General features: G+C 67.1%; 10 protein-coding genes. 5 read left to right on the top strand and 5 right to left on the bottom strand.

What is annotated here, in order from left to right; genetic code table 11:
* Positions 1 to 63: 63 nt before the first annotated feature.
* Entirely contained in the window at positions 64 to 4,452 is a 4,389-nt protein-coding gene (locus ACIPG5_RS03150) for an NEL-type E3 ubiquitin ligase domain-containing protein (RefSeq protein ID WP_401373282.1), read from the bottom strand.
* A 77-nt stretch (positions 4,453 to 4,529) separates the two neighbouring features.
* On the bottom strand, positions 4,530 to 6,890 hold the full coding sequence (locus tag ACIPG5_RS03145; RefSeq protein WP_286913769.1) for a DNA polymerase II: 2,361 nt from the start codon (positions 6,888 to 6,890) through the stop codon (positions 4,530 to 4,532).
* Between the two features lie 416 nt (positions 6,891 to 7,306).
* On the opposite strand from ACIPG5_RS03145, the gene ACIPG5_RS03140 reads away from it, so the two are divergent.
* Positions 7,307 to 8,740: a PLP-dependent aminotransferase family protein gene (locus ACIPG5_RS03140; RefSeq protein WP_176511947.1), complete on the top strand. Its 1,434-nt coding sequence runs from the start codon at positions 7,307 to 7,309 to the stop codon at positions 8,738 to 8,740.
* Here ACIPG5_RS03140 and ACIPG5_RS03135 read toward each other — a convergent pair.
* Positions 8,733 to 9,929 carry a CynX/NimT family MFS transporter gene (locus ACIPG5_RS03135; RefSeq protein WP_401373279.1) on the bottom strand — a complete coding sequence of 399 codons (1,197 nt, stop codon included), beginning with the start codon at positions 9,927 to 9,929 and terminating at the stop codon, positions 8,733 to 8,735. The two genes, ACIPG5_RS03140 and ACIPG5_RS03135, sit on opposite strands and share 8 nt — an antisense overlap.
* 253 nt (positions 9,930 to 10,182) lie before the next feature.
* Here ACIPG5_RS03135 and ACIPG5_RS03130 point away from each other — a divergent pair, with 253 nt between their 5' ends.
* Positions 10,183 to 10,620 (top strand): carboxymuconolactone decarboxylase family protein, encoded by a 438-nt coding sequence (locus ACIPG5_RS03130; RefSeq protein WP_401373277.1) that lies wholly within the window; start codon positions 10,183 to 10,185, stop codon positions 10,618 to 10,620.
* A gap of 112 nt (positions 10,621 to 10,732) precedes the next feature.
* On the opposite strand, the gene ACIPG5_RS03125 is transcribed toward ACIPG5_RS03130, so the two are convergent.
* Positions 10,733 to 11,743 (bottom strand): AraC family transcriptional regulator ligand-binding domain-containing protein, encoded by a 1,011-nt coding sequence (locus ACIPG5_RS03125; protein WP_401373275.1) that lies wholly within the window; start codon positions 11,741 to 11,743, stop codon positions 10,733 to 10,735.
* Between the two features lie 168 nt (positions 11,744 to 11,911).
* Between ACIPG5_RS03125 and ACIPG5_RS03120 the strand changes: the two genes are divergently transcribed.
* Genes ACIPG5_RS03120 through ACIPG5_RS03110 form a run of 3 tightly spaced genes read left to right on the top strand, consistent with a single transcriptional unit; the run spans position 11,912 to position 14,551 of the window.
* Positions 11,912 to 13,096, top strand: coding sequence for an acetyl-CoA C-acyltransferase family protein (locus ACIPG5_RS03120; protein ID WP_401373273.1), 1,185 nt, complete (start codon positions 11,912 to 11,914; stop codon positions 13,094 to 13,096).
* A gap of 12 nt (positions 13,097 to 13,108) precedes the next feature.
* Complete coding sequence (locus ACIPG5_RS03115) at positions 13,109 to 13,957, top strand: 3-hydroxybutyryl-CoA dehydrogenase (protein ID WP_176511942.1); 849 nt, start codon at positions 13,109 to 13,111, stop codon at positions 13,955 to 13,957.
* 12 nt (positions 13,958 to 13,969) lie between these two features.
* A complete protein-coding gene (locus ACIPG5_RS03110; protein WP_176511941.1) occupies positions 13,970 to 14,551 on the top strand; it encodes a TetR/AcrR family transcriptional regulator in 582 nt (193 codons plus the stop codon).
* A gap of 69 nt (positions 14,552 to 14,620) precedes the next feature.
* Here ACIPG5_RS03110 and ACIPG5_RS03105 read toward each other — a convergent pair whose 3' ends face one another.
* Positions 14,621 to 17,530 carry an RHS repeat-associated core domain-containing protein gene (locus tag ACIPG5_RS03105; protein ID WP_401373270.1) on the bottom strand — a complete coding sequence of 970 codons (2,910 nt, stop codon included), beginning with the start codon at positions 17,528 to 17,530 and terminating at the stop codon, positions 14,621 to 14,623.
* Positions 17,531 to 17,608: the final 78 nt, after the last annotated feature.

Raw genomic sequence — 17,608 nt, 5'->3', positions numbered from 1 at the left:
CGGGCCGTGACATCTCCGGAAACATCACAGCCCTGTTAGAGCATAGTTCAAAGCCGCCAGAGGTCAGCCATCGCTCAACATCACGGTGCGCACCCGGCCCAGGGCCTCACGGGTCAGCTGCAGCATCACCTGGTGTTCGCGTTGCTGGTTGCGGATGTGCAGCTGGGCAATTTCAGCCTCCCGGTCACCCAGCGCCATCAGCCGCTCCAATTCGTCATGGAACACCTGCGGCACCTTCAGGCGCGAGGCGAAATGGGCGCTCAGGTAATCCTTCCAGAACGGCTGGCGCGCCAGAAATTGCGCCAGGCTTTCGCTGGACTGGGCCGCGACCACGGCTCGCTCGGCGCGGCGCACGTCACGCACGCCAAGCGCAGGGATGCCAGCGTAGAGCATGTCATCCTGGCGAATCGGCAGGTCGAGCCGCGCCCGCAAGGCGATGCGATAGGCCAGCGCAAACTCGATCGACTCACTGCTCGCCCCCGCCCTCAGCGCATGCTCGGCCGCCACCTGGTCGAGCACATGCATGCGCCACAAGCGCCCACCCAGGCGCAGCAGCGCGCGTTCCGGCTGCTGCGCCAGTTCGCCATGGCGTGCCCGCCAGACCTGCACGCGCACTTCAAGGTCGGTGAAGCGAACGGTGGCGTTGTCCTGGCAATCGGTGACTGCCGCGTGCTGCAACAGCTCGCGCTTGAGCGCATCGTCCGCGAGCATGGCCTCGAACATGTCGAGCAGGCGGGCGGCGAAGTGCCTGGCCAGCGGGTAGGACTTGAAATTGCCCGACGATGTGAGCGCCGCCAGGGTAGTGAAAAAGTCCGCCGCGCCCTGCTCGCCTTCCAGTTGCGTCCACAGCGCCGCCAGGGTGTCGCGCTTGCCGTCCGGCGCGACATCCAGCCAGCGCAGGCGATACGGCACGCGGCTTTCTTCCAGCCAGTGCCAGGTGGTCAGTGTGTCCGGGGCGGCGGCGAACAGATTGCCCCCCAGGCTCACCCGCCCGACGCGCCACAGCAGCGAGTCATGAAAGCGCTCGGGCAGCTCGTCCAGGTAGTTGTCGCTCAGGTCGAGGGTGAGCAGCTCGGCGCTGTCCATTACCCCATAAGGAAAGCGTTCGAGCCTGGCCCCTTGCAGGTACAGGGCATTGAGCCTGGGCATGCCGTAGATCGAGAAGGCTCTGCCCAGTGGGTTGGCAGACAGGTTGAGATAGACCAGCGAGCTGCAGCCGGCCAGCACCAGGGCTTGCCCTTCGTCCAGGGCGATCTGGTTATCGGAAAGGTCGAGCACCTCCAGTTGCTGGGCCAGCGCTTGGCTCAAAGGCAGGCGCCGCAGCCGGCAATGGGTGATTTCCAGGTTGCGCAGGTTGGGGAAGGCACGCAGGAACTCATCCGGGAGCGTTTCCAGGCGCATGGCCCGCAGCGCGATGATCGAGACATGCGGGAAGCTGACCGATTCGGGCAGGCTGGGCAGATGCTGGATGCGCCCACCCACATGGCTGAGGATGCACGGCAAGGGCTCCCCCGCCTCGCCGCCCGCATCCGGCAACAGCCAGCGCCAGCAGTCGAGCAGTTCCTTGCGCAGTTGGCGGCGGGCCAGCAGCTCGAACGAGGGGAAGGCATTGCGCACCCATTGGTTCAACTGATTGTGCAACTCGCTGTACTGCTGCTCCAGGGCCTCCAGGCGCGCTGGCGCATCGTCCCGCTCCAGCCAGCGGCCCAACTGCTCGTCGCTGAACGCCGGGTAAAGATCGCGCAGCCGCGCTTGCAATGCCCTTGGCGCACGCCCGCGCAGGGCGGCCCAGAAGCGCCCGCCGCTCAGCGGGTAGCCGACCCTGCCATCGTCGAAGCGCTGGGGCGCGAGGAACGAGCGGTTGGGGCGATTCAGGCCGAGCCAGCCCTCGACGCTGTCGCGCATGCCGGTGGCCTGCGCCCACAGGTGCGCCCGCAGGGCCTCGGCAAATGGCTCGCCCAGGCCGGTGCGCGCACGCTGCTCGGGGGTGTAGGCCTGGGCCAGCACGTCGAACAGCTCACCCTCCTCGCCAACGCCACGCAGGCTGAACACGCCGTGCCGATGGATAAGGTCGAACACCCCGCCGCCGCCTTCGGTGGCCAGCAACGGCTGGCCGGCATCGGCGTCGTACAGCCGCCAGCCCGGCCCGCCAGCGGCGCCAGGCAAGCGGGCGAGCAGTTGCAGCACCACCCGCGCCAGGTCGAGGTTCTGCGGCGTATCGAACGCTAGCGCCTCGTACACCCGCGCCAGGCGAATGCCCATGACCTGGGCCCTGGCCGCCTGGGCCATGAGCAGCGGCACCTGTTGGCTCTTGAGCAAGGCTTCACGCTCGTCTTCGCTGGCCGCGCGCAGCACTTCGTCGGCGGCCAGTTGGTGCAGGCTGGCGAAGTCCCGGCGCAACAGGCGGCTCGCCTCGCTGCCCGGCAACTGCTCGTCATAGCGTTGCTGCAGCAGCGTGCGCCGCTGCGCCCAGACCACCTCGGCAAGCGCTTGGTCGTCTTCCCCGGCCGCGCCGCCCAGGGCTCGGGCTTGTGCCAGGAGTGCCGTATCGGCAACAGCCTGGCCGGTACGCAATTGCTCACCCAGGGTGTGGATGCGGCTGGCCAGCAACACGCGGCTGACGGTGTCGGCAACGCCCGCTTCGGCGCGCTGGCCATACACATGCCACGCCCGCAGGTGATCGACCTGCAGGCCATGGATGGCCATGACCTGATCGATCTGCGCGTCATCCAGGTCGCTGTAGGGCCTGCCCAGGCGGCGGAACATCGTGTGCAGGTCGTCCCACTGCGCGGGCTGCTCGTGCCATAGCCGCCACGCCCCTGCGCCGTTGTCGCGCAGCTGCGGCGCGTGCCCGCGGTAGGTGTCCAGTTGCCAGGGCTGGTCGTCGGCGGCCTGGCGAACCCGGTACCAGTCACCTTGCATCTGCACCCAGCAATGCTCGCCCTGCCGGCAGATGCCCTGCTCGTCCCACGTTGCGTCGGCGGCTGGGCCTTCGCTGCGGTAGGGCTGCAGGTCACCGTTCCAGAGCTTCTCGCTGCCGTCCTCCAGCTGCGCCGTGACCAGGTTGTCCACCGGGCTCCAGGCGCGCCGAGCCAGGGTCACGGTGCCTGCGGTCGCGCCGATCAAGGCCAGGCTTTTGCCGACCGCAAGCAGGTGCTCCAGCGCTGCATCGCGGGCGTCGTCATGCCAGTCGGCGATCGCCTGGTAGGTTTCCTCCAGCAGCTCATAGGCCATCACCGCCGCCAGCACGGCGCCCACCGCAGGCACGTACAAGCCTGCGATGCCAAGCACGGTCCAGCCCTCGGCCTGCAGGCGCTTGTCGTGCTGCGCCTGGGCCTGGCGGTCCAGCTGCGCCACGGGCGGGGCGATCATCGCGCAGTCGTCCTTGATCTGTGCGACCCAGGCGTCGGCCAGGTGCTCGAACAGCGGCAGCGGGTAGAGGGTGGTGCGTTCATCGAGGTCGCGGGTGGCCCAGTCGGTGACGTCATCGAGCCGCTCGCTGATCGCCGAAAACACCTGCTGGGCGTCACGCCTGCGCACGAAGCGGCTGAAGAAACGCCGGTAGTGGGGGCCGCGCAGGCGCATGCCGAGCACGCGGCGCACGTAGCTGTCCAGGTCATCGCGCGCACTCCAGGGGCCTTGCGGGTCGCCCGGGACATACACCAGCACGCGCTTGATGCCGTTGTAGAGCACGCCGGTGTCGATCGCCTGCAGCACCACGATGCGCTGCAACGGGCAGCCGAACAGCTGCAGTTGCCGCGCCTGCACCGGGTCGCCGTCAAGCCAGCCGGGCCGGCCGTCGCGGCACAGGCCTGCCACCAGCTGCAGCTCGGCCTCGCTCAACACCCCTTCGGCCTTGGCCTGCACGGCGTCGGCCAGCATGCTGTAGCGCTGCAACGCAACCAGCGCCGCCTTGACGCTCGGCGCAAGCAAGGTGGCGTCCAGGTGCTGCTGATAGCGTTGCCCCAGGTCCAGCTCGCGGCACAGGCTGGCGAAGGCCCGAGCAGTGAGGCTTTGCTGGCCGCCCTGGGTGTCGAGCACGGCGTTCTTGCGGGGCTGCTCGGTGCATTCGTCTGTGCTGAAGTTGTAGAGCGCGGCTTCCAGCAAGGGTTGCTCGTAGGTGTCGCTGTCTTGCACCGGCAAACGGCCTGCCAGGTAGCTGACGCTGTTGGAAGTGAAGGTGTACCAGCGGCGAAACTGCAAGGCTTCGACCCGGTAGCTACCCAGGCGGTCGAGCGCCTGCTGCAACAAGGGCCTGCAGAAATCGTCGAGGTGGCGCACCTGTGCAAAGCCTCCCGCCAGCGTTTCGCGGCAGGCCAGGAGGTGGCGCAAGGCCTCGGCCAGCAGCGCGTGTTCGGCCTCATCGAGCTGGGCCATCCAGCTCGGCAGGCGCTTGGCGATCAACTGGTCCTGATAGGTTTGCGCGACGGCGAGGGTATCGGTGTCTTGCATGGCTAGCTCCTGTGTGCGGGTCGGCACGAGGCTAGGCAATGCAAGGCAAGGCCAGAGGCTAGCTATCTAGCCCCCGCTCAGAACAGCAGCAGCTGGCGGTCGGTTAGGCGGCTGAAGTCATCGTTGACGAAGGGCAGGATCGCATCGGCCACCGGCTGCAACTGGCGGCTCAGGTAGTGCTGGTAGTCGATCTGCGCCTGCAGGTTCTCCAGCGGCTGCGGGCCGGCCGTGGTCATCAGGTAGCTGATCCAGCCGCCGCGCTGGTACTGCAGCGGGCGGCCCAGGCGCTGGTTGTAGTCATCGGCCAGGCGCGCGGCGCGCACGTGCGGCGGGACATTGCGCTGGTAGTCGGCCAGTGGCCGGCGCAGGCGCTTGCGGTACACCAGCAGCTCGTCCTGCTCGCCGGCCAGGGTGCGGCGCACGAACTCGCGCAAATAATCGCGGTAGGGCTCGCCACGGAACACCCGGCCATACAGCTCCTGCTGGAATTGGCGGGCCAGCGGCGACCAGTCGGTGCGCACCGATTCCAGGCCTTTGTAGACCATCTCCTGGCTGCCATCGGCCCGTTGCACCAGGCCGGCGTAGCGTTTCTTGCTGCCCTCTTCGGTGCCGCGGATGGTCGGCATCAGAAAGCGCCGGTAATGCACTTCGTACTGCAACTCCAGCGCGCTTTGCAGGCCCATGCTGTCGTGCAGGTGCTGGCGCCACCACTGGTTGACCTCAGCCACCAGCGCGCGGCCGATGCGTGCGGCGGCCTCCTCGTCATGGGCGCCCTTGAGCCAGACGAAGGTGGAGTCGGTATCGCCGTAGATCACATCGAAGCCGCGCGCTTCGATCAGCGCCCGGGTCTGGCGCATGATCTGGTGCCCGCGCAGGGTGATCGACGATGCCAGGCGCGGGTCGAAGAAGCGGCAGCCACTGGAACCGAGCACGCCGTAGAAGGCGTTCATGATGATTTTCAGCGCCTGCGACAAGGCCGCGTTGCCATCACGCTTGGCCGCCTCGCGGCCCTGCCACACGCGCTCGACGATGGCCGGCAGGCAATGCTGGGTGCGCGAGAAGCGCCCGCCCCTGAAGCCTTCGACCGAGTGTTCGTCATCCGGCTGGCGCAGGCCTTCGACCAGGCCCACCGGGTCGATCAGGAAGGTGCGGATGATCGATGGGTACAGGCTCTTGTAGTCCAGCACCAGCACCGAGTCGTACAAGCCGGGGCGCGAGTCCATGACGAAACCGCCGGGGCTGGCTTCGTCGGGGCGGCTGCCCAGGTTGGGAGCGACGAACCCCATGCGGTGCATGTGCGGGATGTACAGGTGGCAGAACGCTGCCACCGAACCGCCACTGCGGTCCACGGCCAGGCCGGTGACGGCGGCGCGTTCGAGCAGAAACTCCAGCAGCCGGGTGTGGGCGAAGATGCGCGTGACCAGCTCGCAGTCCTTGAGGTTGTAGCGCGCCAGGGCGGGCTTGTCCTCGGCGAACATGCGGTTGATCTCGTCCATGCGCTGGTAGGGCGTGTCGATGGCCTTGCCTTCGCCGAGCAGGGTCTGGGCGACGCTTTCGAGGCTGAACGAGGGGAAGCTCCAGGTGGCCGAGCGCAGCGCTTCGATGCCGTCGATCAGCAAGCGCCCGGGCGCATCGGCGAACACATGGCCGCCGTTGGCGTGGGTGCGCAGGGTCATGGGCTCGCCGCCGCGGCCCAGGGCCAGGGGCACCTGCAGTTGCCGGGCGTGTTCGTGGAGCAGGCGCAGGTCGAACTGCACGAGGTTCCAGCCGATGATCGCGTCGGGGTCGTGCTGGGCGAGCCATTGGTTGAGGCAGGTCAGAAGGGCTGCGCGGTCGGCGCAGTAGTGCAGGCCGAAGTCGAGGCTGTCGACGGCGCCGTTGGCCGGGCCGAGCATGTACACCTGGCGTTGGCCGCAGCCTTCCAGGGCGATGCTGTAGAGCTCGCCGCGTTCGCTGGTTTCGATGTCCAGCGACACCAGGCGCAGGGGTGGCCGGTAGTGGCTGGCGGGTTTGAGCTGGGCATCGCAGAGCACGCCGTGGGCGTCGGGTTTGCCGGTGAACTGCACGGCGGCGGTGATGAAACGCTCCATGAGGTAGCGTTCGGGGGGGCGGATGTCGGCTTCGAAGACGTCGATGCCGGCGTTGCGCAGGCGTTGTTCGAGTTGCATGAGCTGGCGGTGCTGGCGGGTGTAGAGGCCGAGCATGGGGCGCTGGTCGAAGTCGCGCAGGCGCAGGGGCTTGAGCTGGCTGCCGGGTTCGTTGGCAAGCAGCAGGCGGGCGTGCTCGGCCTGGGCCTGGGGCAGGAAGGCGACGGACTCCTGGGGGGCCAGGCGCACGCGTTGCGGGCCTTGGTCGGTGGCCAGCCAGAACTCCACGCAGGTGCCTTCGGGCGTGTCGTGCCAGTGGCGGGTCAGGACGAAGCCCTGCTGCAATTCCACGGTTACCTCAAGTCATCATTTCGCAATTGAACAGATTCTACCGCCCATTTGCCGGAGGGGGGCGCGCATGTCCGGGCTTGTCGTGGGATTTTTGGTGTTTGTGAGATCGAGCGCCGCCCGCGCGGCGCATCGCGGATGAATCCGCTCCTACATTTGTTGCAACGTGCCACAGTCTGTCAGGCCATGGTTGTCCGCTTTTGGCGCCCGTCGAGAAATCGCGTCGTGCCACCCAGGCTGACAACCATGGCCTATCAGGCATAGGTACGTTGCAACAAATGTAGGAGCGGATTTATCAGCGATGCGCCGCGCGGGCGGCGCTCGATTTCATGAACACTGAAAATTCCGTGACGAACCAACCCGCATCGAAACCCAACAAAAATCCGTTATCCTCAGCACTCCCGCGCCCGGACCCGAACATGGAACTGCACATTCGCCTAGAAGGCCGCAAAGGCCTGGCCGACCAGCTCTACCAGCAGCTGCGCGCCGGCATCGACAGTGGCCACCTGGCCGCCGGCACCCAGCTGCCGCCTACCCGCCTGCTGGCCGAGCAACTGGGCGTGTCCCGCAAGACCGTCGCCGAAGCCTATTCCCGCCTCACCTACGACAACCTCCTCAGCGGCGTGGTCGGCCGCGGCACCTTCATCGCCCCGCGCCAACCCGTGCGCGCCAGCGACACCCAGGCCATCCCCCTCGCCGCCGCCGCGACCCTGGCCCGCTGGCAGCAACGCGCCACCGTCCTCGCCAAGCGCAACCAGCAAGCCCCCTCGCGCTACGACTTCATCGGCGGCGCCTCGATCAAGTCGCAGTTCCCCTTCGATCAATGGCGCAGCTGCCTGAACTACGCCCTGCGCCGCAGCCAACGCCACCCCGAACGCCAGTTCACCGCCCAAGGCCTGCCCGAGCTGCGCGAAGCCATCGCCCACCACGTCGCCTATACCCGCGGCGTGCATTGCAGCGCCGCCGACGTGCTGGTCTGCAACGGCGCCCAGCAGGCCCTGGACCTCATTGCCCGGGTGCTGATCGAACCCGGCTGCCAGGTCGCCATGGAAGACCCCGGCTACCCGCCAGCCCGCCAGCTGTTCCTCGCGCTGGGGGCAAAGCTGCAATCGGTGCCGGTCGATGACCAGGGCCTGTGCGTGGAGCAGATCGCCGACGGCACGCAGCTGATCTACGTGACCCCCTCGCACCAGTTCCCGCTCGGCATGCCGATGCCCATGGAACGCCGCCAGGCCCTGCTGGCCCGGGCCGCCGAGCTGGGGGCGCTGATCATCGAAGACGACTACGACTGCGAGTTCCGCTACCAGGGCCCGGCGGCAGATGCCCTGCAGCGCCTCGACCGCCAGGGGCTGGTGGCCTACGTCGGGACCTTCTCGAAAACCCTGCTGGCCGAGCTGCGCCTGGGCTACGCCGTGCTGCCGCCGCAAGTGCTCGAAGCGGCCTGCGTGGCCAAGCACCTGAGCGACTGGCACAGCCCGACGCTGCTGCAATGGGCACTGGCGCGCTTTATCGGCGAAGGCCACCTGAACAAGCACATCCGCCGCTGCCACGACATCTACAGCGCCCGCCGCGAGCGCATCCTCAGCCGCCTGGACGGTGACCTGGCGCCCTGGTTCAAGGCGATACCGGCCAGTGCCGGGTTTCACCTCAGCGCCCTGGCGCAGCCTGGCGTGGATGTCGAGTTGCTGGCCAACCTCGCACGCAAGGTGGAAGTCGGCCTCTACTCGCTGGCGCCGTTCTTCGATCAGGCGCCCGTGCGCCCAGGCTTGCTGCTGGGCTTTGGCGCTATCGAACTGCTGGACATCGACCCGGCGCTGGACCGGGTCCGCGATACCCTGCAGCGCCTCAGCTGACCGCGGCTGCCTGGCCACCCTGCCCTGGCCGGGCGATGGCGGCGGCATAGCCGCGCGGGGCGAAGCAGGCGGTGACCAGCAGCATGGCCAGCACCGTGACGGTCAACAGCGTCCAGGAGGCCTGGAAGTCGCCGCTCACATCGCGCAGCCAGCCGGTGATGTACGGCACGGTACCGGTGATGATGAAGCCCACGCCCTGCACGAACGCCGCAAGGCTGCCCGCCTCCGCCGGCGTCTTCAGGTGCTCCAGGGTCAAGGTCAGGCTCAGGCTGAAACACGCGCCCAGGCCGAAGCCGATCATCGCCACCCACACGCCCATGGCCCAGGTCGGCGCCAGCAGCAAACCCAGGAAGCCCAGCAATTGGATCGACAGCGCCAGCCACAAACCCGGACGACGGTCGGCGAAACCGCGTAGCAGCAACGGCAGGCCCAGCGCACCGGTCACCTGGAAAATGGTCATCAGGCCAACCAGGTCACCCCCGCCCTGGGCAGTGCCGCCGTGCTCCAGGTGGTAGGCCGGCAGCCAGGCGACCATGCTGGTATAGCCACCGTTGATCAGGCCGAAATACACCGCCAGCAGCCACGCCCGGCGCGTGCCGAACCAATGCCCACCGCCAGCGCCGGCGAGCTTGGGCGCAACGTGGGGCGGGCGCAGCACGGCCCAGGCCAGTATCGCCAGCAGCGCCGGCACCGCCCACAGGCCAAGCCCTGCCTGCCAGTGCCCGAAGTGCCCGCTGATATGCGGCCCCAGCACCGCGGCCAGGCCGCCGCCACTCATCAGCGCCGCCGAATACAGGCCCATGGCCGCCGCCAGGCGGCTGGGGAACCAGCGGTTGACCAGGCCCGGCATCATGCCCTGCACCACCGCCACCCCCAGCCCCGCCAGCACCGCGCTGGCCAGCAGCGCCCAAGCGCTGTCCAGTTGCAGGCGCCACAGGCAGGCCAGGGCGATGGCGGCAAGGCCACCGAGCATGCCGCCGTGTTCGCTGATCCAGCGCCGCAGCCAAGGCTGCAGCAGCGGCACCAGGCCCATGCACAGCACCGGCAGCGCAGTCAGCAACGCGGCTTGCTGGTAGCCCAGGCCGGTACTGGCGCGCATCGGTTCGAGCAACGGGCCGATGCTGGTCAGGATCGGCCGCAGGTTCAGCGCCAGCAGCAGCACCAGCAGCAGGTTCAGTGCCCCCCTCATTGCGCGTTCACCTGCTGGCACGGCAGGTGCTGCCTATAGCGTCGTTTGCACATCGATCGGTTCTCCTCAAGCAAGACCCGCGCATTATCCTGCCTGCCCGGTCAAGGCTGAAATGAAGAGATTGGATGCCTGTCAGTGGCCACCTTAATAGCCGCGATTGGCCTCCTGGCAAAGGCAGCGATTGGCTATCGGGGCAGCGCCCGGGCGGCGTTAAGGTAGCGCCATAGCCACCCCGAACCCCTTGGAGAACACCATGCACAATCGTATCGAATGGGCCAAGCACGCCCCTGAAGCCTACAAAGCCATGGTTGGCCTGGAGCAAGCCCTGGCCAAGAGCGGCCTGGAAAACTCGCTGCTCGAACTGGTGCGCCTGCGCGCTTCGCAGATCAACGGCTGCGCCTACTGCGTGAACATGCACGCCAATGACGCACGCAAGGCCGGCGAGACCGAAGCGCGCCTGCAGACCCTGACCGTGTGGCAGGAAACCAACTACTTCACCCCCCGCGAGCGCGCCGCGCTGGCCTGGGTCGAATGCCTCACCCGCCTGCCCGAGCGCGGTGCGCCGCAGCCGGAGTACGAGGCGCTGCAAGCGCATTTCGAACCGACCGAGGTGGTCAACCTGACCTTGGCGATTGCCACCATCAATGCCTGGAACCGCTTCGGTGTGGGCTTTGCGATGGTGCCGGCCTAATTGATAGTTTCAGGCTGTACCGGCCCTATCGCGGCTAAAGCCGCTCCTACAAGTACAGCGTTGCACTTGTAGGAGCGGCTTTAGCCGCGATAGGGCCGTTGCAGGCAACCCCCTACCGAGCCGTCAACCTGGCCCGATAGCTGCCCGGGCTCTGCCCCGTCCACTTCTTGAACGCCCGGTGAAACGCGCTGGGCTCCTGAAAGCCGGTCTGCTCGGCAATCTCGGCAATGCTCAACACCCCCTCGCGCAAGCGCTCGAATGCCATGGCCCGGCGCACTTCGTCCTTGATCTGCTGATACGAACGCCCTTCGCGCTCCAGCTGCCGGCGAAAGGTGCTGGGGCTGATGCCCTGCTGCTTGGCCAAGGCCTCCAGCGTCGGCCATTGGCCATAACGCCGGGTACGCAAGTGCCGGTACACCTCGGCAACCAAGCCATTCTGGTTGCGAAAGCGGATCACCAAACCCTTCGGCGCACTGCGCAGGAAACTCTTGAGCCCCGCCAGGTCCTGCACCACCGGCAGGCGCAGGTAGGCGCTGTCGAACTCCACCTCGGTACGCCCGCTGCCCAGGCGCAAATCCGGCCCCCACAGCAGCAGGTCGTCGTCCTGGGCCGGGCGCGCCACCGCAAGCTCGGTGCGGTCGATGGCGATGCGCCGCCCGGCCAGCCAGCACAGCAGCCCCATCATCAATACCAGGTAGGTTTCCTCGGCGTACACGCGGGTCAACGGGTCAGCGATCTGCGATTGCACGCTGATCACCGCACGCCCGCCGCGCACCGTCAGGCTGCCGCGCAGGTCACGCAGGAACAGGCCGAAATTGCCCATGCACTGGCGCAGGGCCTTTTCCAGGTTCGGCTCCTGGATCAGCCCGCGGCAGATCAGGGCAAAGCTGCCCAGGGGCATGCCATGGCTGTCGAGGTGGAAGAACTCATCCTGCAACTGCTCGATCAGCGCCAGCCACAACTGGGCGAACGCCTTGGCCGGCACGCGGGCCTGGGGCTGCTCGAGCAGGCTTGGCGCAATGCCCACCGCGTGCAGGTGGGCATCGCGCGCCTCGGGCTGCTCGCGCAAGCCGTGCAGCATGGCATTCATGAAGTACACGGCGACCGTATCGCTATCGCGCATGGGCGGATTCGCTGTCTATGCTGAGTGGCAAAAAGTGCCAGGTTGACTGAACAGAATCGGCATAGGCTGCAACAACGCCATTGCCTAGACTCGGACCCCATCCGGGACCGCCGGCCATTCTCGCAGAGCACGGCCCGCTCCCGCCATCGTTAAGCTAACGGAGCCTCTATGAGCAGCCCAGAAATCTACGTCGTCAGTGCCGTGCGTTCCGCCATCGGTGGTTTTGGTGGTTCGCTCAAGGACCTGCCGCTGGCAGACCTCGCCACCACCATCACCCGCGCTGCCATCGAGCGTTCGGGCGTGGCCGCCGAGCAGATCGGCCACATGGTCATGGGCACCGTGATCCCGACCGAACCGCGCGATGCCTACCTGTCGCGGGTGGCCGCGATGAACGCCGGCATCCCCAAGGAAACCCCGGCCTTCAACGTCAACCGCCTGTGCGGCTCGGGCCTGCAGGCCATCGTCTCGGCCACCCAGTGCCTGCTGCTCGGTGATGCCGAGGTGGCCGTGGCCGCCGGTGCCGAGTCCATGAGCCGTGGCCCGTACCTGCTGCCGCAGGCGCGCTGGGGTGCGCGCATGGGCGACCTGCAAGGCATCGACTACACCGTCGGCGTGCTGCAGGACCCCTTCGAACACTTCCACATGGGCATCACCGCCGAGAACGTCGCGGCCAAGCACGGCATCACCCGCGAAATGCAGGATGAGCTGGCCCTGACCAGCCAGCGCCGCGCCGCCCGCGCCATCGCCGAAGGCCGTTTCGACAGCCAGATCGTGCCGGTGGAGCTGAAAACCCGCAAAGGCACCGTGCAGTTCGCCGTGGACGAGCACGTGCGGGGCGACGTCACCGCCGAGCAACTGGCCGGCATGAAGACCGTGTTCAAGAAAGACGGCACCGTGACCGCCGGCAACGCCAGCGGCATCAACGATGGCGCCGCCGGCCTGGTGCTGGCCAGCGGTGACGCCGTGCGCCGCCTGGGCCTCAAGCCGCTGGCGCGCCTGGTGGGCTATGCCCACGCTGGCGTCGAGCCCGAGCTGATGGGCCTGGGCCCGATCCCGGCCACGCGCAAGGTGCTGGAAAAAGCCGGCCTGAGCATCAGCGACCTGGACGTGATCGAGTCCAACGAAGCCTTCGCCGCCCAGGCCTGCGCCGTGGCCCGCGCGCTGGACTTCGACCCGGAGAAGGTCAACCCGAACGGTTCGGGCATCTCCCTCGGTCACCCGGTGGGCGCCACCGGCGCGATCATCGCCACCAAGGCCATCCATGAGCTGCAGCGCATCCAGGGCCGCTACGCACTGGCGACCATGTGCATCGGCGGCGGCCAGGGTATCGCCGTGCTGTTCGAACGCGTTTGAGGGCATTGAAGCATGAGCATTGAACAGATCGCCGTGATCGGCGCCGGCACCATGGGCAACGGCATTGCCCAGGTGTGCGCGGTGGCAGGCTACCAGGTGCTGCTGGTGGACGTTTCCGACGCTGCGCTGGAGCGCGGCGTGGCCACCTTGAGCAAGAACCTCGAACGCCAGGTCAACAAGGGCACCCTCGACGCCGAGCGCGCCGAGGCGGCCAAGGCGCGCATCCGCACCAGCACCGACTATGCCCAGCTGGGCACGGCGCAGCTGGTGATCGAGGCGGCCACCGAGAACCTGCAGCTCAAGCAGCGCATCCTCCAGCAGGTGGCCGCCCATGTGGCCGCCGACTGCCTGATCGCCACCAACACTTCGTCGCTGTCGGTCACCCAGCTGGCCGCCTGCATCGAGCACCCCGAGCGCTTCATCGGCGTGCACTTCTTCAACCCGGTGCCGATGATGGCGCTGGTGGAGATCATCCGCGGCCTGCAGACCAGCGACAGCACCTACGCGCAAGCGCTGGTGGTGACCGAGAAACTGGGCAAGACGCCGATCACCGCCGGCAACCGCCCAGGCTTCGTGGTCAACCGCATCCTGGTGCCGATGATCAACGAAGCGATCTTCGTGCGCCAGGAAGGCCTGGCCAGCGCCGAGGACATCGACACCGGCATGCGCCTGGGCTGCAACCAGCCGATCGGCCCGCTGGCCCTGGCCGACCTGATTGGCCTGGACACCTTGCTGGCGATCATGGAGGCCTTCCACGAGGGCTTTGCCGACAGCAAGTACCGCCCTGCCCCGCTGCTCAAGGAAATGGTCGCGGCCGGCTGGCTGGGGCGCAAGACCGGCCGCGGCTTCTACAGCTACTGAGGAGCGAGCCCCATGGCCCCGGTCACTGCCGCAATGCGCTGCACCAGCTTTGAAGAGCGACGAGACCGGGCCCTGGCGCTGTTCGCCGAGAAGGGCTTCGGCCAGGTGAGCATGCGCGAGCTGGCGGCGCATGTGGGGTTGACCCCCGGTTCGCTGTATCACCATTTCCCCAGCAAGCAGGACCTGCTGTTCGACTTGATCGAGGAGCTGTACGAAGAGCTGCAGGCGACCCTGGAGCAAGGCCGCCGGGCCATGGCCCGGGGGGGCTCGGCGCTTTCCTGCCTGATTGCGGCGCACTGGCAGCTGCATGCCGAACGGCCCTTGCAGTTTCGCCTGGCCGAGCGCGATTTCTGTTGCTTGAGCGAGGCGCAGCAAGAATGCCTGGCGGCGTTGCGCAAGCGCTATGAGGCGGGGTTGCTACGCTTGATCGCACCTGCGGCGAAAATGCCCGGGGAAGGCTTGGCGGCGACCGCGCAGGTGGTGGCGACCTTGCTCAACCAGCTGCCGGGGATGCTCAAGGCATTACCCGAAGCGCAAGGGTTGGGGTTGATGGAGAGTCTGCTGGTCGGCGGCATCGAGCGCACGCTGGGCTAGCGGGCAAAGCACCGGCGCATCACCCTGGATGCGCCGGTGCTTGCTGACCTGCTGGAGCGCTTACGGCACTCAGAATCGCCTCAAGGGTTGTGGCTTCAAGGCGTCTCGCTCCTGTTTGCTGACGTACCGCTTGGGGTTGGCCGCAAAAATACTGTTGTCTTCCTTGAGCTGCGCAGCTACGTGACGCAGCTTGCCGTCAAAGGTGACTTCATAAATCGGCCGACCTACCTGGCGGTCGGTTTTACCCTGGATGCCCACGACCGTTCCGCTGACCACGGCCGACATCACCAAATCAAGGATCTTTTTGTCGGTATCGATGCCCACCTGTTTGAAGTCGGCACGGTGCTCCTCGGTTATATGCTTGAAGCCCTCCTTGCTGACACCTTTCTCCACGAACACCACTTCTGTTTTCCTGGTGTTTTCGATTGGCCGTTGCCCAATGGCTAGAATGCTATCCCCCTTGGTTCGGCTGGCAGTGGGCAGACGTGGCTGCAGCCTGTCATAGATGTCTCTGTTGTGCGTGAGCGTGCCAAATATCCCCACGGGCGCAGCTGGCGCCGCTCTTGTTTGCAGTTTCTTTTTTTCCCTTTCAGCAGCCGCAGCAGCTGCCAAAGTATCGGCCTCCTTCTTAGCCTTCGCTTTTTCTTTTTTATCCTTTCTGCGCTTCGCGAGCTTGAGCCGGTGCTGTTCAGCAAGATCGTTGCTATGCACCTGAGCCCCGGCTCCGGGAGGAGATGGTTCTGCATCGGCAGCCGGGCCGGCGCTGGGGCCCGGATCGCTGGGGCTCGATGACGGAGAAGGTGAAGGGGGCGCACTCGCTTCACTTTCACTCTCGCTCTCACTCTGGGCCGCTGCCGCCGCGCCGCCAAAGCCGAACAGGTTGGCCACGCTCCTGAGCATCAAACCCTGCTCGTCGACCCTCGTCACCGGGTTGTTGCCCACCATCGCGAACAGGTTCAGGCCATCCACCGTCCCGGCCGGGTCCGCGCTCAACCAGCGCCCCAGCCAAGGCTGGTAATAACGATACCCGTAGTAGTAGAGCCCGGTGGCATCCTGCTCCTTGCCCGAATAGCGCACGAACTTGTAGCGCCCCTGCACCTCGCTGGCCGCCGCCCATACCGCCGTGCCGCCGTAGGGGTAATACGCCTCCTGGGTGATGACCGCGCCGCTGCCATCGACCTCCAGGCAACCGCTGCCCAGCTGGTCGGTGTAGCTGTAGCGCAACTGGGCGTTGGCAAGTTCGGGCGGTTTGCCGGTTGCCCAGTGCAGCGCCCGCACCTGGGCATGCCCTTCACCGCCAAGGTCGAGCACTTGCAACGCTTGGGTCAGCCTGTCGCCTTGCAAGGTACTGCGCAGCTCCAAACCAGGCAGGTACTGCACCCGCTGCGTGCGCAGGCCGGCCGCGGTCTTGCGGGTGCTGACCTTGAGCACGCGCTGGTTGCCCATGTCGTAGCGGTAGCTCTCGCAATCGTCCGCCTCGGCATCGCGGCTTACCGGGGTTACCGCGTGCAGCTCGCCACGGGGTGTCCAGGCCAGTTGCTGGCCGGGCATCAAGGTCTTCTGCTCGCCACTGGCATTGAACAACGCCTCGACGTCAGAGGCGGTACGCGTGAGCGAGCTGTGTACGGCCCGGTTGCTGCGGTCGCTGACGGTCAGTTCGGTGGTGTAGTTGTGGTTGCTGGCGGGTGAGCTGTGGCGCATGCGCGTCAGGTTGCCGGCGCGATCATAGGTATAGGCGCGGCTGTAACGGGTGTAGGTGACATGATCCAGCGTGGCCAGAGCGGGCAGCTTGAGCCCTCGCTGGCCGGCGTTGGCCATCTCGCGGCCACTGGCGCCGACCAGTTGATACAGGCTGTCGTAGGCATAGCTGCTGTGTGCTTCGACTCGCTGGTTGCGCCAGTAGCGAACGGGCTCGGCCGCGTCGCGCACACTCAGCACATTGCCGACCGGGTCATAGGCATAGCGCAAGTCCTGCAGCACCTTGGCGCCGCGTGCATGCCCCGCCGGGCGCTGCGTGCGCACCGCAGCCAGGCGATGGGTGCGAGGCTCGTACTGGTAGTGGGTCACCAGGCCGTTGCCGTGGCTTTCCTGCAGTTTCTGCCCAGCCGCCGAATAGCGCAGGGCCTCGATGATGACCTGCTCGCGCCCACCGGCGAGGGTCAACCAGCTGCGCTGCAGCAGGCCAGCCACGTCGTAGGCGTGGCGGCGCAGGTGCCCGGCGGCGTCGCGCTGGGTCAGCAAGGCGCCGGTCGCATCCACCCAGCTTGTGGTGCTGCAGGCCTGGCTTTGCAGCTGCAGCTGGGCCTCCCAGTGTGCCGGTTGTTCGCCGCCCCAATCGGGGCTCGCTTGCGGGTCTTGCGCTGCCGCCAGCAGGCGCTGCGTGGTGGCGATCGGCTCGCCGGTCAAGCTGTAGCCGTGCGTGCTCAGCAAGCCTGCGGTGTCGTAGTGCAGGCAAGGCTGGCCCGCCAGGTTGTAGGCTTTTTGCGCCTCGCCGTTGGCCCCATAGGTCAGGCGCTCGAGCCGACAGGCCGCAAGGCCATTGACCTGCTCGCTGATGCCCAGCAGGCGCCCGGGCAGGTCGGCGCTTTCGTAGTGCCAGGTACGGGTGACCGCCTCGCTGCGGTCGTGCCGGCCCGCCTCGTCCAGGGCGATGCGGGCCACCGCCAGCAACGGCCGGCCGGCCGCGTCGTCGAGGTTGATCGACAAGCCCGCGTCGGCACTCTGGGTGCACAGCGGGCGGCCGGCAAGGTCGGTCAGCCAGGTGAAGTTGAGCCGCCCGGCGGCATGCAGGCGCGGATCGCTGCTGTGGCGCATGAAGCCCCTGGCGTCATGCTGCTGGCGGGTGATGCGCGCCTCGGTCAGGGCAAGGCTGTCGGGGTGACGGTGGTAGTCGATGGTCCGGGCCACCAGGCCGCGGTTGTCCAGCACCGCCACGCTGGGTGTGTTGCGATGTAACGCATTATCGGTAGGAGCAGGCATCAGTCGCCTCCTGTTCTTGAATCTGCAGGTGAAGTGGGCCGCAGGGCGTGCGCGAGGTCGCGCACGCCGACGAGGTCG

The organism is Pseudomonas sp. NPDC087029 (genome assembly GCF_044745345.1).
GTDB classification, from domain to species: domain Bacteria; phylum Pseudomonadota; class Gammaproteobacteria; order Pseudomonadales; family Pseudomonadaceae; genus Aquipseudomonas; species Aquipseudomonas faucium.
Note: the sequence above shows the minus strand (reverse complement) of the source record. Positions and strands in the feature narration are given on the sequence as shown.

What these genes read in the sequence shown, in the direction of transcription:
- ACIPG5_RS03150 (WP_401373282.1), bottom strand. Translation starts at nt 4,452, where the DNA reads ATGCAAGACACCGATACCCTCGCCGTCGCGCAAACCTATCAGGACCAG.
- ACIPG5_RS03140 (WP_176511947.1), top strand. Translation starts at nt 7,307, where the DNA reads ATGGAACTGCACATTCGCCTAGAAGGCCGCAAAGGCCTGGCCGACCAG.
- ACIPG5_RS03135 (WP_401373279.1), bottom strand. Translation starts at nt 9,929, where the DNA reads ATGAGGGGGGCACTGAACCTGCTGCTGGTGCTGCTGCTGGCGCTGAAC.
- ACIPG5_RS03130 (WP_401373277.1), top strand. Translation starts at nt 10,183, where the DNA reads ATGCACAATCGTATCGAATGGGCCAAGCACGCCCCTGAAGCCTACAAA.
- ACIPG5_RS03125 (WP_401373275.1), bottom strand. Translation starts at nt 11,743, where the DNA reads ATGCGCGATAGCGATACGGTCGCCGTGTACTTCATGAATGCCATGCTG.
- ACIPG5_RS03120 (WP_401373273.1), top strand. Translation starts at nt 11,912, where the DNA reads ATGAGCAGCCCAGAAATCTACGTCGTCAGTGCCGTGCGTTCCGCCATC.
- ACIPG5_RS03115 (WP_176511942.1), top strand. Translation starts at nt 13,109, where the DNA reads ATGAGCATTGAACAGATCGCCGTGATCGGCGCCGGCACCATGGGCAAC.
- ACIPG5_RS03110 (WP_176511941.1), top strand. Translation starts at nt 13,970, where the DNA reads ATGGCCCCGGTCACTGCCGCAATGCGCTGCACCAGCTTTGAAGAGCGA.
- ACIPG5_RS03105 (WP_401373270.1), bottom strand. Translation starts at nt 17,530, where the DNA reads ATGCCTGCTCCTACCGATAATGCGTTACATCGCAACACACCCAGCGTG.